The organism is Alloscardovia venturai (assembly GCF_042676605.1).
In the GTDB taxonomy this organism is placed as follows: Bacteria; Actinomycetota; Actinomycetes; order Actinomycetales; family Bifidobacteriaceae; genus Alloscardovia; species Alloscardovia venturai.
Genome location: NZ_JBHTHQ010000012.1, coordinates 99,244 through 120,341 on the forward strand (window position 1 = coordinate 99,244; position 21,098 = coordinate 120,341).

The following is a 21,098-nucleotide window of genomic DNA, read 5'->3' on the forward strand; positions in this document are numbered from 1 at the left end:
AGGAAATTATTCTTCATCTTCCGTGTCAAAATCTTCAGACTCGATATCATCCTCTGAAATTACTTGCTTCTGATATACCGTAACATAACGCTTCGGATCAATGCCATGTGAGCGTGACTTCAATCCCTCATCACGAATGACATCATGAACTATCTTGCGCTCATACGAGTTCATCGGTCGCAAATTCACCGACTCCCCTGTATCCAATACTTCTTGAACAGCATCCAATGCAGCTTGAACAATCTTCTCGCGCTTCTTCTTCAGATAACCATCTACATCCACAATAACGCGCGAACGTTCACCCGTTGACTCTTGTACAGCCAAACGAGTCAAATGCTGCAAAGCGCTCACCACTTGTCCGTCACGACCGATGAGCTGAGATAAATCTTCATCTTCTTCAGCTACAATCTGCACCATCGGGCGCCCCTGACGGACTCCCACTTCGATATCGCCATCAACATCAGCAATATCTAAGAATCCTTCGAGATAATCTGCCGCGATGTCAGCCTCATCATTGAGCTGGTCGAGGTTTACTTCTAAGTTCTGATTCATAATGCTCCTTTTACTTATTTCAAGTGTAACGGTGAGTGCGTATGTGGCACACATGTCACGTTTTGCGTTAACGTTTTACGTTTATCTGTAGTCTGTTCAGTACAGTGTAAGAAAGAAAACAAAGTGTGGAATGTTTCACGTGAAACATTCCACACTTATAACTCTCTTCGGTTGCTATAGAAGATATGTACAGAACATAGCTCTAGCGCTTTTTAGATTTCTTTCGACTTGGCTGATGACGCTGATTTCCAGAAGCCTTCATCTCTTCTTGAGCTTTACGAGCGTTTTCTAATTGCTCTTCTTCAATAGTTGGAAGGCCCAGACGTTCACGTCGAGCAGCCTCATGCTTATAATCACGCTTCTTCTTCGTTTCAAATGCTGCAGAGCCTGGAGTTGGGAAATTCTCAATCTGGAATATAGTCTGAGCTAGAGTCCACGTGTTGTTTGTAGCCCAGTAAATCAACACTGCAAATGGGAATGCAATACCAGAGAAGATATACATCACAGGGAAGATGAATGCCATCATGCGCTGAGTCTTATATTGCTGAGTGCCGATGGATTCTTTTGGCATATTACGACGAAGGCTGTAGTACTGTGTGAGGAACAAAGTCAAGCACATATATGCCACAAACAAGCCGATGATAGCTTTACCTGAACCAGTTGCAGTGGTAAAAGTTTCAGAAATCTTTGTACCAAAAAGTTCTGTATTCATAATCTGCGTAGCCACTGTCTTAGTAAAGCCACCCAAATCACCCTTTTGCCCATTGTCTATGTATTTCACGGCAGTCAAAATATAGAACAATGCCATAAAGACAGGTGCCTGAATCAAAGATGGCACACACGATCCCATAGGATTAACGTTATTATCCTGATATAGTTTCATCGTCTCGCGACTCATCGCCTCACGAGAAGCTGGATCATTCTTACCCTTATATTTGTTCTGAATCTTCTGAAGCTTTGGCTGCAATGCCTGCATACGCGACATCGAATTCATCTGACGCACAAAGAATGGGAGAACTATGAGTCTCACAACGACGGTCAGGAAGACTATTGCCCAAATCCATGCATAACCTGGACCATCCTGCATGCCGATAAGAGTAAAAAGCTTATGCAAAAGTACTGTGACCTGCGTCATAAGCCACTCAAGTGGATACAGAATCTTATAGATCCATCCAAAGAAACCTTGATCGAGAGTCATATCTTAACTTTCTGTGTGTGTAAACGTAGTATCACGTGTGTAATACTGAGGTTCTACGCTTGGTTCTTCATGCGCCGAAGACCACGAAAACCTATAAAAGAGCGAGAATACCTGGGGAACATCGTCAATTCCTCCACGGGACCACGGTCGGCACCTCATCAGTCTCAAAGCAGCAAGTATGATACCGCGAACAAACCCAAAACGCTTGACTGCTGTATCTGCATACATCGAGCATGTCGGATAATACTTGCACGTTGCTGATGTACGCGATGAAATTTCACGCTGATACCAGTGAATAGCAGACACTGCTGCTTTCTGTGCTACATTCATAATCGAGCCGTACCAGTCGCTATATCATCGTGAGAAATTAACGTCGTAACTTCAGATGATTTCGTCGTAAGAGCTGCTATCTTCGTGAAAATCTTCTCTACCTGTGGATCAAGCTCGCGAGAAGGAACATCATATATACCCGGCTTCGCTCTCATCACAAGGTCAAGAAAAATGCCATCAGGGAGGAGATGCTCATATCTCCTTGCGAGTACACGAAAACGGCGCTTAACCGCATTTCGCTTAACCGCATTTCCTACAGACTTTGTCACTGCAAGTCCTAAACGCACACTGCCCTTAGAACTGACTAAGCCGCCCCTTTGATCGTTTTCCTCATATGAAGGACGAACGATAAAATGGACGACTATATCTTTACTGGAAACTTTCTTACGTTTCCTCAATACAGCAGTAAAGTCTTGGTGACTTTTTAACCGCTCCACGTCAGGCGCTTTTCTTGCGCTACTGTCTTATGCAGAGAGGGACTTACGACCCTTTGCACGACGACGATTAATTACAGCGCGACCCGAACGGGTACGCATGCGCAAACGGAAACCGTGCTTCATATGACGACGACGGTTGTTTGGCTGGAATGTACGCTTCATATTTAACGCTCCCATGTGTAGCCATGCATCCTTTGTGAGCACAGCTTCCTTCAAGTCAATCTCTACAACCATACTCGAAACGGTGTACTTGAGCAAATCTTGCTTTGCCTTTTATTCTTTTTTAACCTTTATCCACCTCTCATCCACAGGTTATCCACTACTTATCCACCATGTGCATAACTTGCTCTTCACAATTCACATTTCAAATTACACGCATGTAGTTATCCACATTGAACGTTGTGAATAAGCGGATAACTATGTGTATAACTTTATCTACTTATCCACAAATTACATGAGTGTTATTCACATTCGTGTAATTTCAACACGCTACATTGTGGATAACTTACTGTGGATAGTGTAAAACAGTATTCGTTATATAAAAGAGGAAGAGCACAACGATAGTGAGATGGTGTCGAGGAGGGATGTATGTCCGAGCCAATGAGTGCGCAAGAGATATGGGATAAAACCTATCAATTATTGCTCGATCAGCCACTTGAATTGACTCCTCGCGAAGCAGCATGTCTGACAGATATCAGTGCCACAAATATGTTTGGCACGATGATAGTGCTCACCGTTTCTAATGAATTTACTCGAACTGTTATCGAAAAAAAACTACATGCATCCCTTACTGCCGCTTTTGCACAGGTAACTGGACAGACTATTACTTTCGTTATTCAAATTGATCCCGATGTCCTTGCTCGCCAGAGTGCGACGACTACGCAGACACTACCACGAGTTTCTGCGGAACATACTTCGACGTCACAATTTCCTGTTATCACAGCGCAGAGTCCCGTAGTAACGCGCGACAGCTTTGACTTTGCAGAGGAGCCTGCTCCTGTAACGACGACTACTTCCCTACCCATAGTTGAAGCAGCAGATGCAAAAGGAGACATGACGATAACTCCAACCACGACGATGAGCTATCGTGATGAGGCTACCCATCTCAATAAAAATGCTCGTTTCGACAACTTCGTACCGGGTGATTCAAATAAATTTGCGAAGAATATTGCCCTGGCAGCAGCTGAGCGACCTGGCTTAGAATATAACCCTCTCTTTATATATGGTGCTTCCGGATTAGGAAAGACTCACTTGCTCAATGCAATTGGCAACCATGCTCTACTGATGAATCCACATTTGCGTGTGCGTTATACCAATTCCGAGGAGATGACGAACGAGTTCGTCTATGCATTGGAGCAAAGCCGCCACACCAACACGGTTATGAATGACTTTAACCACCGATATCGTGACGTCGATATCTTGCTCGTAGACGATATCCAATTCATTGCTGGCCGCGATGCCACCGTTGAATGGTTCTTTAATACTTTTAATGAACTCTACGAAAACGGTAAACAAATCGCTATCGTATCTGATGTCGCTCCAAAGAATTTAAAAGGCCTTCCAGATCGTTTGATTTCCCGCTTTAATCAAGGTCTACCTGTCAATATTGACCCACCAGCGCATGAGCTTCGCGTGGCTATTTTACGGATGAAAGCAAAGACTCAGCACGTCGATATTCCTATGGATGTACTCGATCTCATCGCTGAGAAGGTTACTGATAATGTCCGTGAGCTTGAAGGTGCTCTCACCCGTGTCGTAGCCATGTCAAGCTTAAATAACAAGCAAATTACTAAATCTTTAGCAGAACAAACTCTGTCTGACTATACTAATACCACGATTGAAATTACACCGGCAAATATCATCACATCCGTGGCAAATTACTATAAACTTACCTTTGATGACGTGGTCGGTTCGTCTCGTACTAAAAATGTCGCTCAGGCTCGTCAGGTCGCGATGTATATGTCACGTGAATTAACGTCCATGTCGCTCGTTGACATCGGCGCTATATTCGGTGGTCGCGATCACTCTACTGTGATGCATGCATGCCGCAAGATTGTATCAGAAATGTCTGAAAACATGGAAACATTTAATGCCGTCAAAGAGCTCACTGCTCATTTGAAGCAAAATGGAGAATACGCTGCCCGCTAGCACGGTCTCTCATTTTTTTCCATTCTTATGCTCTCATAGAACCATTCTGTGAGAGCATAATTCTTCCGGAGTTGTCATTTTTAAGCTTCGCCACGCCGATAGACTACCTTAGTAGAGAAAAAGTTATCCACATTGTTTTCCACATTAAGCCATTATCTCAGTGGAAAACGCGTGTATAAGCCGTGTACAAATATCCTCAAAATGTTGAAAGTACAAGGGTCATCAGATGCCTGTGAATAAGTGTTATAGTTATCCACATTTTATCTACAAGTTATCCACAGTTGAAATTTTCTTGAGAAGTCAATTATTTCAAGCTCTCCTCAAAGTTATCCACAGTTTCCACAACCCTTATTACTACTATCCTATAAATCTTTCTTAAAATCTTCGTCATAATAATTTGCTGATTCGAAAGACGAAAAATCAGGTAGAAAACTTTCGCTATGATAGAACAAGAGTTTTTACCGAGGAGACAATTATGAAAATCGAAGTAGATTCTGCTGCTTTTGCAGATGCAGTAGCATGGGCTACGCGCATCATTCCAGTACGCCCATCCACACCTATTTTGGCAGGTATCAAGCTTGAGGCAGCTGATGGCATTTTATCCTTGTCTACTTTCGACTATGAAAAGTCTGCTCGCAATCAAATCGAGGCAGGAGTAGATGAAGCTGGAACTATCGTTGTTCTAGGAAAATTGCTTGCTGACATTGCAAAAGCACTTCCTGAAGGCAAAATTCTTCTTCAAACAAACAATACACGTGTCACTATTTCAGGAAGTAAGTCTCAATTTTCTCTTCAGCTCATGCCAGAGAACGACTATCCACAACTTCCACAACTTCCTCCTGACTTAGGTCAGGTAGATGCAGACACTTTTTCTCGCTCTATTGCTAAGGCAACTGTGGCGGTAGCACGCGAAGAAAATCGCATTGTTCTCAAAGGCGTGCGTATGAACTTTGATGGTGACAAGGTCACGATGACGTCTACAGATCGTTTCCGCTTGGCACGCACTACTTTCTCATGGACACCTGCAAATTCTGATGTTTCTACAACGACACTGGTCGATGGTCAGCTCCTCAAAGATGTGGCACGTAGTCTCGACACAACAAGCAACGTGGTTCTTGGATTTGATATGGAAAAGCCGACGCTTATGAGCTTTGTCAATGCAGGACGATCTTCTACAACACAGCTCATCGATGGTGAGTTTCCTGCAGTAGATCGTCTCTTTGCTGATGAATATCCAATTCATGCAGTGATAAACCGTCATGAATTGATTAGTGCAATTTCTCGTGTAGCGCTTGTGGCAGAACGAAATGCACCTATACGTATGGTCTTTTCAAACAATGAAGTGAAACTTTCTGCTGGTACTGCCGATGAATCTCAGGCAAACGAGACCATTGATGCACAACTCGACGGCGAAGAAATTACTGTGGCATTTAATCCTTCATATCTCAAGGAAGGCCTCAGCGCTATCGATGAGCCGTTTGTTCGTATGAAAATGGTGAATGCTGCTCGTGCTGTAGAATTTAATGGTCAGCAAGAACTTGATGGTGATGAGTCATTAGACTATCGCTATCTACTTGTTCCTATGCGCTTCATTGACTAGCCTAATTTAGCAGTCCATTTGACTAGTAAATTAGTAGCTAATGTGGCGTATGCGAATAGACCTGACAATTTTGACAAAACGTGTGGTGAATGCTGATTGATGTATATCTCAAGACTTGCTCTTGATCACTTTCGATCCTGGGAGCAGTGCCTTTTAGACCTTGCTCCTGGGATTACAATTTTCTACGGAAATAACGGTTTAGGTAAAACTAATATCGTTGAGGCTGTTGAATTTCTCTCAACGGGATTATCTCATCGCACTCATTCTGCAAAGCCACTCATTCAGGCAGGGCAATCGAGTGCACATATTCGTGCAAATGTGGTTACTTCCTCTGACAATGTACAGACGAATGAAACTACATATTCACTCACCCTTTCAAGTCGTGGCGGACATCGCGCGCGTATCAATAATGGTAATTCGCTTTATCTGAGAGACATAGTAGGCGAAATTCCAAGTGTTACTTTCGCTCCAGAAGATCAGCAGCTTATTTCTTCAGATCCGTCTGTACGTCGGCACTTCTTGGATAGTGCGGCTGTCTCACTTGTTCCAGGATATTATGAACTTTTGCAACGCTACAATCACATCGCTAAGCAGCGCGTTGCACTACTCAAAAACGTGGCACAGATGCGTGCAAATGGACAGACAGCATCTGCAGATTTGAGTCAAATCTTTACAGGTTTGGAGATTTGGACTTCTCAGCTTGTCACGACGGGTATAGAACTTACTCAGGCACGTTTGTCTGTGACAGAGAAATTGAGAAAACCATTTGAGCGAATTTATCAGCATATCGCTGGTACTCATAATCGCGTCGACCTAGAATATGTGCCGTCCTATGAGGAGATTCTTGTACAAGGGCAAAGTGATAAAAATTCTGCATACGACGATATCATCAACCACTATCAGCGTATATATGAAGGCGAAGTAGCTCAGGCTCGAAATCTCATCGGTCCGCACCGAGATGATGTCGTCTTTCATCTCAATGAAATGAATGCACGGGAATACGCGTCCAACGGTGAAATGTGGTCACTCGCATTAGCTTTGAAAATGGCTCTGTATGAGGTAATTTCTCGCGAAAGTCGCGAAAATGAAGTGCAGCCTTTGCTCATCCTTGATGATGTTTTTGCACAGCTAGATAACTCTCGTCGCTCACAAATCATAGACTTTGCTTCTAACCTACAGCAGGTTCTCATCACGGTAGCTGCAAAGGATGATGTCCCTGAGCAGTTACTCAGTGAGAATATGAAAGATCGCGTACATTTTGTGGATGTTGAAGCTCTGCGTGCAACAGAAAGAGTGCTTAGTGACGTGCCTGACTTGGATGAATTTATGAGACAATCAGAGAAACAGGAGGAAACTCAGTGACTCCTCCTGTAACTGAAACATGTCATCTCAATCAGGCAGCTCTCGCAGATACCCTTTTTAAACCATACGCATTTCGCTTTGCTCCTCGACCTGATTATGATGACCGAAATGACAAAGCTGCTCTGAGCTTTGGACAGCCGGGCAGAGAACCACTCGCTTTAGGAATTGCTCTTGAAGCTATCACAGGAAATCCTTTGTGGCGAGAAAAAATGACGACGGCAAAACTCTTTGGCAAATGGTCAGATATCGTGGGAGAAAATTTTGCTAGAAATTCTCGGGTTTCCTCCTATATGAGTGGTATCCTTACTATCCAAGCGCAGTCTCCTGCATGGGCTACTCAGCTGAGTTATATGACGGAGCCTATTAAAACAAAAATTAAAGAAGTTATTCCTTCTCTTGATATCCAAGAAATTCGTATCACAGGACCACAACCTGAGCCTTTTAAGCGGAAAAGATATTAAGTGAATTTGCGCCAATTTCTAGCCAAGACGTCCCCCTTTTTTAGTACCCTATTAGTAAAGAGTAAAAACGCGTAGAAGACCCTTTTTTGTGTCTTTTACACATAGATAAAGAAAAAATGAGCTCCAAAATGGAATTTATAGAAGTTTTGAGCTCTGACTTTAAGGTTTAATTGGGAAGGAACGTCAGTGGCGGACGACAACAATAATTCCGTTCAACTCGATGACACAATGTCCCCTGAGCATTATGATGCGAGTGATCTTCGAGTACTTGAGGGTCTTGAAGCAGTTCGTGTGCGTCCAGGTATGTATATCGGCTCTACTGGTCCTCGCGGTTTGCATCACTTGGTGTACGAAATTGTCGACAACTCCGTAGATGAGGCATTGGCTGGTTATGCATCACACATCGAAGTGACACTGCTCGAAGACGGCGGTGTTCGTGTGGTTGATAACGGTCGTGGTATCCCAGTAGACGAGGTTCCAGGCGAAGGAAAGTCTGGCGTGGAAGTCGTACTGACAAAGCTCCACGCAGGCGGCAAGTTTGGAGGCGGCGGATATGCCGTGTCTGGCGGTTTGCACGGTGTGGGTATTTCTGTCGTCAACGCTTTATCGACGGGCATCAACGTAGAAGTACGCCGACAGGGAGCGCTCTACCATCAGAACTTCGAAAATCAGCAGGCTGTAACGCCTTTGATAAAGGATCGCGAGCTTGAAGAAGGTGAGGAAACTGGTACATCCGTTACTTTCTGGGCTGATCCTCAGATTTTTGAAGTGACGGAGTATGACTACGAAACACTTCGTGCACGCTTCCAGCAAATGGCGTTCCTCAACAAGGGATTGAAAATCACTCTGACTGATGAGCGTACATATGACTATGCAGGTGACGAGGTCGCGGGCGAAGAAGAAGGCGCAGGACAGCAGCATCAGTCTGTGACCTATCAATATCCAAACGGTATCAAGGACTATGTCGACTACCTCGTCAAGGGCAAGAAAGTTCAACCAGTAGAGGATGAAGTCATCGACTTCGAGTCGGAAGATTTAGAGCAGGGCATTTCTGTAGAAATTGCTATGCAATGGACCCGTGCATACTCTGAGTCTATTCATTCCTTTGCAAATACCATCACTACGACCGAGGGCGGTACTCATGAGGAGGGCTTCCGCTCTGCATTGACAGGTTTAATCAACCGCTATGCGCGTGAAAAGGGCCTACTCAAGGAAAAAGACGAAAATCTTTCTGGTGACGATGTACGCGAAGGCTTGACAGCTGTTGTGTCTGTAAAGCTGACCGTTCCACAGTTTGAAGGTCAGACAAAGACGAAGCTGGGAAATTCCATCGCAAAGACTTTCGTACAGCGCGTTGTGACGGAGAAGCTGTCAGACTGGCTAGGAGAGCATCCTGCTGAGGCAAAGATGATTGTGCAAAAGGGACAGGAAGCTGCTCGTGCGCGATTAGCCGCAAAGAAGGCTCGTGAAAATACTCGCCGAAAGTCTATCTTCGAATCGGCAGGTATGCCAGACAAGCTTAAGGATTGCCAGTCAAATAATCCTGAAGAGTGTGAACTCTTCATCGTAGAGGGTGATTCCGCAGGCGGTTCTGCTATCCAGGGACGCAACCCAATCACTCAGGCTATTCTTCCATTGCGCGGGAAGATTTTGAACACAGAGCGTGCAAGCCTTGACCGTATGATGAAGTCAGATACTATTGAGTCGCTTATCACGGCTATCGGTGGCGGTTATGGCGAGGAATTTGATATCAACAAAGTGCGTTATCACAAGATCATCATCATGGCTGATGCAGATGTAGATGGTGCTCATATTGCAACGCTTAATCTCACGCTGATGTTCCGCTATATGCGTCCTCTTATCAACGCTGGCTATGTCTATGTAGCTATGCCACCTCTGTATCGTTTGAAGTGGACGAAGGGAAATCATGACTTCGTCTACACCGATGCTGAGCGTGACCGTGTGCTTGCAGAAGGTAAGGCAGCTGGTCGTCAGCTTCCTAAGGGCGAAGGTATCCAGCGTTATAAAGGTCTGGGTGAGATGAGCTATCAGGAATTGTGGGAAACCACGATGGATCCTCACCACCGTATCTTGAAGCAAATTCACATTGAAGATGCAGCACAGGCAGACGAGACATTCTCCATGCTTATGGGCGATGACGTGGAGCCACGTCGTCTGTTCATTCAGCGCAATGCACATGATGCTCGTTTCATTGACGCATAAACGCTACTTAGGCGTATATGTGCAGAAGTATGTGAATTGATATCAAAAATTTTCAAGGTTAAAGGTTAAAAATGGCAGACGAATTTGAAGCTGAAGAGCACGGCTTGGAGCCAGCAAGTCCTCAGGCTGATGGCAAAGACTTCGGCTTAATGACTGGTCAGCGTGTGCAGAAAACTGATTTGCAGCAGGAAATGCGTGAATCCTACCTTGCATATGCATTATCCGTTATCGTAGAACGAGCACTTCCAGATGTACGCGACGGTATGAAGCCGGTACATCGCCGTGTCGTATATGCGATGTACGACGGTGGATATCGCCCAGATCGTGGGTACAACAAGTGCTCTCGTGTAGTGGGTGACGTCATGGGTAAATATCATCCTCATGGCGATGCAGCTATCTATGACACATTAGTGCGTATGGCTCAAAGTTGGTCTATGCGCTACATGCTTGTCGATGGTCAAGGTAACTTTGGCTCCCCAGGCGATGACCCTGCAGCAGCAATGCGTTATACCGAGTGCCGTATGGCACCTCTCGCGATGGAACTTGTACGCGATATCGATAAAGAGACCGTTGACTTTGTGCCAAATTATGATGGTAAGACTCAAGAGCCTACGGTTCTCCCGTCGCGCTTCCCAAATCTTTTGGTTAATGGTTCCTCTGGCATCGCTGTTGGTATGGCGACGAACATTCCACCTCACAACATGCGTGAGGTAGCACAAGGCGTGCACTGGGCTCTCGACCATCCAGAAGCTTCCAAAGAAGAGCTTTTGAATAATTTGATAGCCATCATCAAGGGACCAGACTTCCCTACTGGTGCAACCATTTTGGGGCATAACGGTATTGAGCAGGCATATCGTACTGGTCGCGGTCTCATCACGATGCGCGCAGTAGTAAACACCGAAGAGATTAACGGTCGCTTGTGCCTTGTCGTGACCGAGCTTCCATATCAGGTCAATCCTGACCGCCTTGCTTCCTCTATCCGTGAAGGAGTGCGCGACGGTAAGATTCAGGGCATCGCAGACATGCGAGATGAGACCTCTGGACGTACAGGTCAGCGTCTCGTTCTCGTTTTGAAGCGTGATGCTGTGCCAAAGGTTGTCCTGAATAATCTTTATAAGCACACTCAGCTGCAGCAGACCTTCGGGGCAAATATGCTTGCGCTTGTCGATGGTGTCCCACGGACACTGAGCTTGGATGCGTTTATCCGCCACTGGATAGACCATCAGCTAGACGTAATTTATCGCCGTACACAGTATTTGAAGCGAGAAGCTGAAGAGCGTGACCATATCTTGCAGGGCTACTTGAAGGCTCTCGATATGATTGACGAAGTTATCGCTCTGATTCGTCGCTCTCCAGATGTCGATCAGGCGCGTACAGGCTTGATGGAGCTGTTGGACGTCGATCAAGTACAAGCTGATGCAATTCTTGCTATGCAGCTTCGTCGACTTGCAGCATTGGAACGTCAGAAGATTCTTGACGAGCACGAAGAACTCATGCGTCGTATCGCTGACTATAACGATATTTTGTCTAATCCTGACCGTCGTCGTAAGATCGTCGGCGATGAAATGGATGAAATCATCGAAAAGTATGGTGACGAGCGCCGTACACAGATTCTTCCATTCTCTGGAGAGATGAATGTAGAAGACCTCATTGCTGAAGAAAATGTGGTTGTAACTGTCACCCATTCTGGATATATCAAGCGTACGAAGGCTGATGAATACCGTGCACAGCATCGTGGAGGTAAAGGTATCAAGGGTGCCAAGCTTCGTGAAGATGACATCGTCGATCACTTCTTCGCGACATCCACTCATAACTGGTTGCTCTTCTTCACAAATGAAGGTCGCGTTTATCGTCTGAAGGGGTATGAACTCCCTGAAGGTTCACGCGATTCCAAGGGGCAACACGTGGCAAACTTGCTACAGCTCGGACCGCAGGAGCAGATTCAGCAAATTCTATCTATCAAGGATTATGATGCAGCTGAATATCTTGTCCTTGCTACGAAGTCTGGAAAGATTAAGAAGACTCGCTTACCTGAGTATGATTCGACTCGACAGGGAGGCTTGATAGCAGTTCGTTTGATGGAGCTTGAAGGAAAGACTATTACTGATGGCGAAGGTAATGAGATTCCTGCAAATGATGAGCTTATTGGCGCAGCACTGTGCAACTCAGATGATGAAATCATTGTGGTTTCCCACTCTGGTATGTCTGTGAAGTTTGCTGCTGATGACGAAACTTTGCGTCCAATGGGTCGTCAGACTGCTGGTGTGCAGGCGATGAAATTCAAGGGTGCACCTGGCGAGGATTACTTACTCTCTATGGATGTCGTTCCTGCAAATTCGCCATCTGATTTGCTCGTTGTAACATCGGAAGGCTTCGCAAAGCGCACAGCGTTGTCTGAATATCGACTTCAGGGCCGAAACGGTTACGGTGTAAAGGCTATCACGATGGTGGAAGGTCGTGGTGAACTCGTCGGTGCGGTTGTCGTAGAAGAAGACGATCAAATTATGGCTATCATGAAGTCTGGTAAGGTCATCCGTTCTAACGTCAATGAGTTACGCAGAACTGGTCGAACTACGCAAGGCGTTACACTCGCTAAGCCTGATAAAGGTGATGAGATTATTTCTATTGCCCGCAACGCAGAAAAGGAAACAGAGCAAGACTCTGATGAAGAGAACGTAGCTAAGTCAGATTCAGTAAATCCGGATACTTCAGCTTCTGTTTCAGTCTCATCTGTTAGTGAAGAGGCAGTAACAGAAACTGAAGAGACTAAAGAATAATCCTTCGGTATTTGTTAGTCTGAAAGACAGAAAAGTGTGTGATGTTTCACGTGAAACATCACACACGATAGTTAGGTAAGAGAAAGATATAGGAACATGGCTGATGCAACTAATCCAGTAGATGAGGCTGCAACCCAGACTATTGAAGCAATCAAGGATGAAGTAAGAGACTCTGTTCAGGCTTCTGCTCAGACAGTTCCGAACTTGATTCCGACAAATGGTGCGAATAATACCAATAATGCGAATGATGAAAAAACGAGTGAAAGCACTGACTTAGATGCTAAGCGTGATGCTGAGCGTCGTGTAGCTGGCGCTGCTGCAAGTGTATCTAGTATTGCTTCGCAGACTCATACTCACGCGTCTACATATGGAACAGAGCGCGAATCTTCTCACGACTCTCTTCATAAGAATCATGAAAATCATGAGAAGAAGAATGCGGTACCACGTGCTCGTCGTATGAAGTTAAGCTTAACTCAGGTAGATCCATGGTCTGTGACGAAAGTCTCTTTCATGTTGCTGATTGCTGTAGGGCTCATTCAACTCGTCGCTGTCATCTTCCTCTACTTTGTGCTTGATGCGGCAGGGTTGTTCTCTTCGTTGACTTCCATTGTATCTTCTGCTGGATTGAGCTCAGGTGGCTTTGATATCTCGTCCTTCTTGAGTCTCGGTCGTGTGGTGTCTATCTTCACTATTATCGCAGTATTTGAAATCGTGATAGGCACAGTTCTTGCCGCTATCGGTGCTTTCCTTTATAACATTGTGAGCTCCTTGGTAGGAGGTATTCATGTCACGCTTGGTGATGACTAAAGAAGACGCGCGCTATTAAGACTGAAATTGTGCGCTATGCAAGAGTAGATTTGTATAGTAACTCAGGGCTTTAATAGTCTATAGATGTGATGTTTCACGTGAAACATGAGCCCGTGTGCTGCGGCATGCGGGCTTTTTGCTACACTAGAGACTATGAATGAAATTGCACAGTCGCGTCTTTATTTTCTTACGTCAATTGCGTGTGTTGTCTGGTTAATACAGAGCTTATATAAATCTGCGCAAGATGGAACGATTACATCATTGGCGACATGGATTTTTGCTCTTTGTATAACTGTAGTCGCTATCTATACAGGTATACAGGGATGGCGTTTTCACAAAAAAGCTCATTCTCAGAATGATAGGAATGAGCAAGAAGATGAAGAATAATTTTCTATTTGCGTGTTTTCTTCGACTTTTTTGGAGTAAATATTTTAAATTTTGAAATTAACCATAAGTGGATTGGCGGAATTTTAGTTATAACAAAGCCGATAATAACGGCTGCAATAAATATGTAAGATTCTAAATTCATACCGAGTAATATAAGTAAGACTGTAATACCGAGTGCTATTACACCTAACGTTGAACCATAACTTTCTTGTTTGCGAGTCATTTCGGTAGTTTTAAGAGGAAAACCACCATACATTCCGCCAATGAGAATTCCGACAATGCCGAGTGCAATACAAATTGCAATTTGCATAATGATTCCTCCTTGAATTAGTTATATCGGTTAATAATTTTACGTGGAACAGTCATGGTGTCTACATTTATAAATTCTTCATTAACTGTTCGTGCTCCCGCAATTTCAGCAACAATCTGTTCATAACTTGTTTCGCTAATTTTGTGTACTGCTGTAATTTGTCCTGCACGCATAACAGCTATACGATCGGCTATGGCAAAAATATCAGGTAAATTATGACATACAAGGACGATAGTTCTTCCGTGATTGCGCAGCTCTTTTATATAGGACAAAACTTGAGCAGTTTGAATAATAGATAGAGATGCTGTCGGCTCGTCCATAAGAATAAGTTCCGGATTAGTAAGTAGAGAACGCGCAATGGATACTGTCTGTCTCTCTCCCATAGAAAGTCCGTGCATTGAACGGTATGTACTGAGAGGTGAAGTGAGCTTATGAAGAAGTTTTCGTGATTTGATATGCATAGTGTTATCATCACGATTTCCAAAGAACGTGTGAAGTTCGTTTCCTAAGAAAATATTTGCTGCGATATCCAAGTTGTCGCAAAAGTCAGCACTTTGGAATGTTGCTGAGATACCAATATCGTTTGCGGCTTTAACCGATGATATAGAGACTTCATTATCTTTCCATATGAATGTTCCAGTATCAGGAGGTTGTAAACCAGAAATTGCTTTAAGTAGTGTCGACTTACCTGCTCCATTGTCTCCTACGATAGCAAGGATTTCGTGCGAATTAACTGTCAAAGAGACATCTTTTAATGCTTCGATGTATCCAAAAGTGACACAAACATCCTCTACTTTCAGTAAGGGAGTATGTATCTGCGATGTCATCGTTGAAATCACCTTTGCTTGAAGTTTCTTATATTTCGTATTTAGTATAACAGTTAGAAAATTCTAATGTTATTTTGCAAGTTCTAGTTTAGAATTTTCAATAGCGGACAATGCTGCTCCGAGAGGAACATTTTTTTCTGGGATTGGTGAGGCTATTACTTCTATTGGAGTTACAGCACTCGGGAATAATAGCCGTTGAATAGATTCTCGGAACGGTTCAATGAAAATATCTCCTGATTTACTTAATAGTCCACCTACGATAATTTTTCCTGGATCCACTGCAATACAACTAGAAGCCACCACAGTTCCAATGCGTATAGCTGCATCGGAAATGACTCGTCGGCATCCTGGATCTCCATCTATACATCCTTGAATCAAATCTGCATAAGACATAGATCCATGTGTTACTTGGAGCACAGAGGTCAATCGTTCTTCATTAATTACGGTGTTGAGACAACCGCGGTTTCCACATGAACAGATATCGCCAAGTGGATCAACTTGTTGATGTCCAATTTCACCAGCTAGACCTAGAGAACCTCTATAGAGTGAACCATTTACTACGAGAGCAGAGCCAGTTCCATCTCCAGTTTGAATATACAAAAAGTTTGAACACCCTTGTCCAGCACCTTGGCGGGATTCAGCTATAGCTGCAGAATTTGCATCATTATCAATTAATATCGGACAGTCAAAGGCAATTTTAAAAGATGAGATTATATCTGTATCATCCTAACCACGTAGTATTCCAGGAATACCAATTTGTTGATGCTTCCAATCTACTGGACAAGCTAGTGCAATTACAATTGACGCAATCTCAGAACGAGAGGCACCGATTGAATCTATAGATTCTTGAATAAGGCGAATAGCTTCGGGGATAGTAACATCAGGTTTATGATTAAGTGGCAATGGATAATCATGTTCTGCTAGTATTTTTTGGGAAAAATCAGTAATACAGATTTGTAATATTTTGATACCGATATGAATACCTATCCCGATGCCTACTTGTCGTGCGATAGCTACCTGAAGAGCACGGCGACCTGAACGAATGGTCTCTGAGGTGGTTAGAGTGCCGTCGTCGACCATTTTTCGAACTAGAATTGAAACCGTGGCTGTAGATAAACCGGTATTTTCTGCAATCTCTACTTGAGTCATAGCCCCGTATTTAGTAATGGCATTAAAGATTAATGTCATATTTGCTTCTCGTAATGATGTTTGAGAGCCGGTTACAGGACTATTCATACGTTTTAGAGTAAATATAAATATCCAATTTTTCAAGTAAAAATAAAAGATTTTCACAGTATAAATCAATAAATATAGAAGATTGTATTTTACGAATAAAGACAATGGATAAAAATATTGTTTATTGAGTTGATTTCTAAAACACAAGCATATATACTCGGTAGTGCTGGATAGATATCAATGATGATTCTGTTCATTGATATTTCTCATTCCTACGAAGGAGAAGGAAATGAAGGCAACTAAAAAGTTAGCTGCGTTATTTGCAGCTGCAGTAATGGTTGTTGGTCTCGGTGCTTGTTCGTCATCTCGTGGTGGCACAAATGGAGCATCTGAGAAACTTGATAAAGGTGCAACTATTGGTATTTCTATGCCAACAAAGTCGGAAGAGCGCTGGAATAAAGACGGTAATAATCTTAAAGCAAAGCTTGAAAAGGCTGGATATAAGGTTATTCTTTCTTTCGCAGATGATAAGCCTGCTCAGCAGAATGCGGATATTGAAAATATGGTAAACAACAATGCAAAAATTGTTGTTGTTGCATCTAAAGATGGCACTGCGGTAGGACCTGCAGTAGAGAAGGCACACGAAGCTGGTGCAAAGGTTATTGCATATGACCGTCTTATTATGAATACTAAAGCAGTTGATTACTATGCAACCTTCCAGCTTGAACAGGTTGGAGTTCTTGAAGCAAAGTATATTATTAATAAGTTGAAGCTTGATCAGGGTGCTAAAGGACCATTCAATATTGAACTCTTCACTGGGTCTCCAGATGATAATAATGCGAAGTACTTCTTCAAGGGTGCTTGGGAACTTCTTCAGCCTTACTTCAAGTCTGGTGCGCTTGTATCCCCATCTAAGCATGGTGGCGGTATTACAGCCGCAAATACTGTAGACAATACGTGGCAAAAGATTTCTGTTCAGTCATGGAAGACTGCACAGGCTCAGACTGATATGGAATCTATTCTTGATTCTACATATGCTCATGGTAAGAAACTTGATGCTGTTCTTTCCCCATATGATGGTATTACACAGGGTGTTATCAACGCTATTCAGACAAAGCGTCCAGATATGAAGCCTGGTACTGATTCTTGGCCAGTCATGACAGGTCAAGACGCAATGGAGATTGCAATTGCGAATATTGCGAAGGACCTTCAGGGCGAGACTGTTTTCAAGGATGTAAATAAACTTGGTGATGCAGTTTATGACATGGTTCTTGAAATTGCTGAAGGTAAGAAGGTCTCTGGCATCAATGGAAAGTTCAATAATGGACAGATTGATGTTGCATCTAAGTTGCTTGATCCAGTAAGCATTACGAAGGATAATCTGACTGATTTGGTCAAGGCAAATTACATTACTCAAGCTCGATTTGATCAGCTGACCAAGTAACAACTTGAGTAGTCTATAAAATTTGGGTCGTATATGTGGTACGGCATGTACGACCCAACTTGTACACGATGAAGTGTCTGAAGGAGTGAATATGGCAGAGGCAGAGACTATTCTGCGCATGCGTAATATCACCAAGACGTTTGGTCCAGTTAAGGCTTTGACTGATGTTAATTTGAGCGTCGATCGTGGTGAAATTCACGCAATCTGCGGAGAGAATGGTGCTGGTAAATCCACATTGATGAACGTTCTTTCAGGTGTATACCCGTATGGAACGTATAGCGGCGATATTGAATTTGAAGGAAAGGTTTGCAAATATAAGAATATTAAGGATTCTGAAGCTGATGGCATCGTTATCATTCATCAGGAACTTGCACTGATTCCTTACCTGTCTATCGCAGAAAATATTTTCTTGGGAAATGAATGCGGAAAAAATGGAGTTGTGGATTGGAGCAAGACACGTGCTCAGGCACAAGAACTCCTTAATCGCGTAGGTCTGCCTGAAGATCCTGATACCAAGATTATGGATATTGGTGTAGGAAAGCAGCAGCTTGTAGAGATTGCTAAAGCTCTAACAAAAGATGTTAAACTCTTAATTCTTGATGAGCCAACTGCTGCACTGAATGATGAAGACTCTGCTCACCTGCTTAGTCTTATTCGTGATTTGCGTGATAATCATGGTGTGACAAGTATCATCATCTCTCACAAGCTCAACGAAATTGCGGATATTGCTGATAATGTCACTATTATTCGTGATGGTTCCACTGTTGGTGTGATGTATATTGATGATGAAACGCCGTTGGACCAGGATGAACTCATTCGTAAGATGGTGGGACGTCCACTGACAAATCTCTATCCAACGCATGAAAGCAAAATAGGCGAAGAGATTATGCGTGTAGAGAATTGGACAGTTCATTCCCCACTCGATGCAAACCGTGTCATTGTGGACAATGCAAACTTCAACGTTCATGCTGGAGAGATTGTCGGATTTGCAGGCTTGATGGGTGCTGGTCGTACTGAAATGGCCATGAGTATTTTTGGCAAGTCTTACGGTGTTGGCATCTCTGGAGACTTGTATATTCACGGTAAAAAACAGAATATTCACAACGTTCAACAAGCTATTGATGCTGGAATGGCCTATGCAACTGAAGATCGTAAATCCTATGGTCTGAATTTGCTTCAAAATATTCGTGAAAATGCTGCGCTTGCTTCTCTGACAAAGATGAGTAAGGGTGGTGTAATGGATGACAATATTGAACGTAAATCTGTTCAAGAGTATCGTACAGGGTTCAACATTAAATGTCAGAATATTGATGTAAATGTAGGAACTCTTTCCGGTGGTAATCAGCAGAAAGTCGTACTCGCAAAATGGGTTATTTCTGATCCGGACATTTTAATTCTTGACGAGCCAACTCGAGGTATCGATGTTGGTGCTAAATACGAGATTTACGAAATTATCGATCGTATGGCAGATGCTGGGAAAGCAGTGGTTGTTATTTCATCTGAACTGCCAGAGCTGATTGGTATCTGTGATCGTATTTATACAGTTAACCAGGGTGTTATTACTGCTGATGTTTCCAAAGAAGGATTCACTCAGGAATATCTCATGCGCTGCATGACGAAGGAAAAGGAGGAGATTTAAATGGCAACTCCAGCTACTACAGTCACTGAAAAAGCGGCTAAAAATGAAAAGGACAATACATTGTTGTCCACTATTACAGGAAATTTGCGTCAATATGGTATTGTCGGAGCGTTAATTATTATCGTTGTGGCATTCCAAATTTTGACCGGTGGAGTTTTGCTTAAGCCGAATTCCTTCGTGTCGTTGATTCAACAGAATGCATATGTAATTATTTTGGCAATCGGTATGGTAATGGTCATTATTGCTACCCATATTGATTTGTCAGTCGGTTCTTTGGTTGCTTTCATTGGTGGTGTGTGTGCACTGCTTATGGAACATGCAGGAATGAACTGGATGCTTGCAATTGTGATTTCCATTCTCCTCGGTTTAGTAATCGGTGTATGGAATGGTTTCTGGGTAGCTTATGTTCGTATTCCTGGCTTTATCACAACTCTTGCAGGCATGCTAATTTTCCGTGGTCTCGCAACTGTTATCGTGGGTGAATCTGTACCTATTACTTCTCGTGAGTTCCGTGGAATCGCTGCAAATTACATTCCTAATTTCCTTGGTTGGTGGGGACCGTTCTCGGGCTTGACTATCGTCGTAGGTCTCTTAATCTTCGCTTGGTTTGTATGGTCTCAATTTACTAGTCGTGCAAAGGTTATCAAGGCTGGACTTGAAGCCGAGCCAATTAGTATGACTTGGATTAAAGTTATTGTAGCTGCACTAGTCATTGGTTTCGTAACCTTCCTTCTTGCACAGTCTGGTTCTGGAGATGAAGGTGGTATTCCTATCATGCTCGTAATTGTGGGCGTGCTAGTAGTTGTCTACAACTTCATTTTGACTCGCACTGTCTTTGGCCGTCATGTATACGCAGTAGGTGGTAATCGTAAGGCGGCTCGTCTTTCCGGTATTGACGATCGCAAGGTTGACTTCTTCCTCTTCGTTCATATGGGCTTCCTATCTGCAGTAGCAGCAGTGTGCATGCTTTCTCGTCTTGCATCTGCAACTGCACAAGCTGGTATGGAATTTGAGATGGATGCAATCGCAGCGTGCTTCATCGGTGGTACAGCTGTTACTGGTGGTATCGGTACTATTCCAGGTGCAGTAATTGGTGCATTCGTTATGGGTGTTATCAATCAGGGTCTGTCCATTATGGGTGTAGATACAGCGATTGTAAAGACAATTAAAGGCTTGGTTCTTCTCGGTGCTGTCGCAGTTGACTTGCTGTCGAAGCGTAAGAAGGGCTAATAAGAACTCATCGTTCTCTCTCCTCCAATAAGTAAAAGTCTGAATCTTCTTTATGAAGATTCAGACTTTTACTTATTGGAGGAGATGTATTCATGTGTGTAATGGCATTATGAAGACTTCTTGTAACTGTGCCTAATATGTACACACCTCCATCTCGTGTCTCACATTTATCGAACCGTTTTAATACGCT

General features: G+C 43.4%; 20 protein-coding genes. 11 read left to right on the top strand and 9 right to left on the bottom strand.

What is annotated here, in order from left to right; translation table 11 throughout:
* Positions 1–6: 6 nt before the first annotated feature.
* The 5 genes from ACFQY8_RS02055 to rpmH all read right to left on the bottom strand — a co-directional run bounded on the left by ACFQY8_RS02055 (position 7) and on the right by rpmH (position 2,679).
* On the bottom strand, positions 7–552 hold the full coding sequence (locus ACFQY8_RS02055) for a Jag family protein (RefSeq protein WP_377938112.1): 546 nt from the start codon (positions 550–552) through the stop codon (positions 7–9).
* Between the two features lie 202 nt (positions 553–754).
* A complete protein-coding gene (yidC, locus tag ACFQY8_RS02060; protein ID WP_377938113.1) occupies positions 755–1,750 on the bottom strand; it encodes a membrane protein insertase YidC in 996 nt (331 codons plus the stop codon).
* Positions 1,751–1,753: 3 nt separating this feature from the next.
* Positions 1,754–2,080 carry a membrane protein insertion efficiency factor YidD gene (yidD, locus tag ACFQY8_RS02065; protein ID WP_377938115.1) on the bottom strand — a complete coding sequence of 109 codons (327 nt, stop codon included), beginning with the start codon at positions 2,078–2,080 and terminating at the stop codon, positions 1,754–1,756.
* The gene (gene rnpA / locus ACFQY8_RS02070; RefSeq protein ID WP_377938117.1) at positions 2,077–2,517 is read right to left on the bottom strand and encodes a ribonuclease P protein component; all 441 of its coding nucleotides are present in this window, start codon (positions 2,515–2,517) and stop codon (positions 2,077–2,079) included. Before rnpA ends, yidD begins: the two co-directional genes overlap by 4 nt.
* A gap of 27 nt (positions 2,518–2,544) precedes the next feature.
* Positions 2,545–2,679: a 50S ribosomal protein L34 gene (rpmH, locus tag ACFQY8_RS02075; RefSeq protein ID WP_007054596.1), complete on the bottom strand. Its 135-nt coding sequence runs from the start codon at positions 2,677–2,679 to the stop codon at positions 2,545–2,547.
* Between the two features lie 426 nt (positions 2,680–3,105).
* On the opposite strand from rpmH, the gene dnaA reads away from it, so the two are divergent.
* The 8 genes from dnaA (at position 3,106) to ACFQY8_RS02115 (ending at position 14,282) form a co-directional block, all read left to right on the top strand.
* Positions 3,106–4,665, top strand: a complete 1,560-nt coding sequence (dnaA, locus tag ACFQY8_RS02080; RefSeq protein ID WP_377938119.1) for a chromosomal replication initiator protein DnaA — start codon at positions 3,106–3,108, stop codon at positions 4,663–4,665.
* A 475-nt stretch (positions 4,666–5,140) separates the two neighbouring features.
* Positions 5,141–6,265 carry a DNA polymerase III subunit beta gene (gene dnaN, locus ACFQY8_RS02085; RefSeq protein WP_377938121.1) on the top strand — a complete coding sequence of 375 codons (1,125 nt, stop codon included), beginning with the start codon at positions 5,141–5,143 and terminating at the stop codon, positions 6,263–6,265.
* Between the two features lie 99 nt (positions 6,266–6,364).
* The gene (recF, locus tag ACFQY8_RS02090; protein WP_377938302.1) at positions 6,365–7,627 is read left to right on the top strand and encodes a DNA replication/repair protein RecF; all 1,263 of its coding nucleotides are present in this window, start codon (positions 6,365–6,367) and stop codon (positions 7,625–7,627) included.
* Positions 7,624–8,088: a DciA family protein gene (locus tag ACFQY8_RS02095; protein ID WP_377938123.1), complete on the top strand. Its 465-nt coding sequence runs from the start codon at positions 7,624–7,626 to the stop codon at positions 8,086–8,088. The genes recF and ACFQY8_RS02095 overlap by 4 nt, the downstream gene beginning before the upstream one ends.
* A gap of 228 nt (positions 8,089–8,316) precedes the next feature.
* A complete protein-coding gene (gene gyrB, locus ACFQY8_RS02100; RefSeq protein ID WP_377938304.1) occupies positions 8,317–10,311 on the top strand; it encodes a DNA topoisomerase (ATP-hydrolyzing) subunit B in 1,995 nt (664 codons plus the stop codon).
* 71 nt (positions 10,312–10,382) lie between these two features.
* Positions 10,383–13,088, top strand: coding sequence for a DNA gyrase subunit A (gyrA, locus tag ACFQY8_RS02105; protein WP_377938125.1), 2,706 nt, complete (start codon positions 10,383–10,385; stop codon positions 13,086–13,088).
* A 96-nt stretch (positions 13,089–13,184) separates the two neighbouring features.
* The gene (locus tag ACFQY8_RS02110) at positions 13,185–13,895 is read left to right on the top strand and encodes a DUF3566 domain-containing protein (RefSeq protein ID WP_377938127.1); all 711 of its coding nucleotides are present in this window, start codon (positions 13,185–13,187) and stop codon (positions 13,893–13,895) included.
* 153 nt (positions 13,896–14,048) lie between these two features.
* Entirely contained in the window at positions 14,049–14,282 is a 234-nt protein-coding gene (locus ACFQY8_RS02115) for a hypothetical protein (RefSeq protein ID WP_377938128.1), read from the top strand.
* A 4-nt stretch (positions 14,283–14,286) separates the two neighbouring features.
* Here the strand turns inward: ACFQY8_RS02115 and ACFQY8_RS02120 are convergent, their stop codons facing one another.
* The 4 genes from ACFQY8_RS02120 to ACFQY8_RS02135 form a co-directional block, all read right to left on the bottom strand.
* The gene (locus ACFQY8_RS02120) at positions 14,287–14,592 is read right to left on the bottom strand and encodes a hypothetical protein (protein ID WP_377938130.1); all 306 of its coding nucleotides are present in this window, start codon (positions 14,590–14,592) and stop codon (positions 14,287–14,289) included.
* Between the two features lie 17 nt (positions 14,593–14,609).
* Positions 14,610–15,419, bottom strand: coding sequence for an ATP-binding cassette domain-containing protein (locus ACFQY8_RS02125; RefSeq protein WP_377938132.1), 810 nt, complete (start codon positions 15,417–15,419; stop codon positions 14,610–14,612).
* A 69-nt stretch (positions 15,420–15,488) separates the two neighbouring features.
* Positions 15,489–16,133 (bottom strand): ROK family protein, encoded by a 645-nt coding sequence (locus ACFQY8_RS02130; RefSeq protein WP_377938306.1) that lies wholly within the window; start codon positions 16,131–16,133, stop codon positions 15,489–15,491.
* Between the two features lie 12 nt (positions 16,134–16,145).
* A complete protein-coding gene (locus ACFQY8_RS02135) occupies positions 16,146–16,655 on the bottom strand; it encodes a DUF7343 domain-containing protein (RefSeq protein WP_377938134.1) in 510 nt (169 codons plus the stop codon).
* Between the two features lie 229 nt (positions 16,656–16,884).
* Here ACFQY8_RS02135 and ACFQY8_RS02140 point away from each other — a divergent pair, with 229 nt between their 5' ends.
* The 3 genes from ACFQY8_RS02140 (at position 16,885) to mmsB (ending at position 20,908) form a co-directional block, all read left to right on the top strand.
* Entirely contained in the window at positions 16,885–18,039 is a 1,155-nt protein-coding gene (locus tag ACFQY8_RS02140; protein ID WP_377938136.1) for a substrate-binding domain-containing protein, read from the top strand.
* A 91-nt stretch (positions 18,040–18,130) separates the two neighbouring features.
* Entirely contained in the window at positions 18,131–19,678 is a 1,548-nt protein-coding gene (locus tag ACFQY8_RS02145) for an ATP-binding cassette domain-containing protein (protein ID WP_377938138.1), read from the top strand.
* Entirely contained in the window at positions 19,679–20,908 is a 1,230-nt protein-coding gene (gene mmsB / locus ACFQY8_RS02150; RefSeq protein WP_377938140.1) for a multiple monosaccharide ABC transporter permease, read from the top strand.
* Positions 20,909–21,098 lie beyond the last annotated feature (190 nt).

Bases quoted from the DNA above. Each gene is read 5' to 3' on its own strand.
- ACFQY8_RS02055 (WP_377938112.1), bottom strand. From the start codon at position 552: ATGAATCAGAACTTAGAAGTAAACCTCGACCAGCTCAATGATGAGGCT.
- yidC (WP_377938113.1), bottom strand. From the start codon at position 1,750: ATGACTCTCGATCAAGGTTTCTTTGGATGGATCTATAAGATTCTGTAT.
- yidD (WP_377938115.1), bottom strand. From the start codon at position 2,080: ATGAATGTAGCACAGAAAGCAGCAGTGTCTGCTATTCACTGGTATCAG.
- rpmH (WP_007054596.1), bottom strand. From the start codon at position 2,679: ATGAAGCGTACATTCCAGCCAAACAACCGTCGTCGTCATATGAAGCAC.
- dnaA (WP_377938119.1), top strand. From the start codon at position 3,106: ATGTCCGAGCCAATGAGTGCGCAAGAGATATGGGATAAAACCTATCAA.
- dnaN (WP_377938121.1), top strand. From the start codon at position 5,141: ATGAAAATCGAAGTAGATTCTGCTGCTTTTGCAGATGCAGTAGCATGG.
- recF (WP_377938302.1), top strand. From the start codon at position 6,365: ATGTATATCTCAAGACTTGCTCTTGATCACTTTCGATCCTGGGAGCAG.
- gyrB (WP_377938304.1), top strand. From the start codon at position 8,317: ATGTCCCCTGAGCATTATGATGCGAGTGATCTTCGAGTACTTGAGGGT.
- gyrA (WP_377938125.1), top strand. From the start codon at position 10,383: ATGGCAGACGAATTTGAAGCTGAAGAGCACGGCTTGGAGCCAGCAAGT.
- ACFQY8_RS02110 (WP_377938127.1), top strand. From the start codon at position 13,185: ATGGCTGATGCAACTAATCCAGTAGATGAGGCTGCAACCCAGACTATT.
- ACFQY8_RS02115 (WP_377938128.1), top strand. From the start codon at position 14,049: ATGAATGAAATTGCACAGTCGCGTCTTTATTTTCTTACGTCAATTGCG.
- ACFQY8_RS02120 (WP_377938130.1), bottom strand. From the start codon at position 14,592: ATGCAAATTGCAATTTGTATTGCACTCGGCATTGTCGGAATTCTCATT.
- ACFQY8_RS02125 (WP_377938132.1), bottom strand. From the start codon at position 15,419: ATGACATCGCAGATACATACTCCCTTACTGAAAGTAGAGGATGTTTGT.
- ACFQY8_RS02135 (WP_377938134.1), bottom strand. From the start codon at position 16,655: ATGAATAGTCCTGTAACCGGCTCTCAAACATCATTACGAGAAGCAAAT.
- ACFQY8_RS02140 (WP_377938136.1), top strand. From the start codon at position 16,885: ATGAAGGCAACTAAAAAGTTAGCTGCGTTATTTGCAGCTGCAGTAATG.
- ACFQY8_RS02145 (WP_377938138.1), top strand. From the start codon at position 18,131: ATGGCAGAGGCAGAGACTATTCTGCGCATGCGTAATATCACCAAGACG.
- mmsB (WP_377938140.1), top strand. From the start codon at position 19,679: ATGGCAACTCCAGCTACTACAGTCACTGAAAAAGCGGCTAAAAATGAA.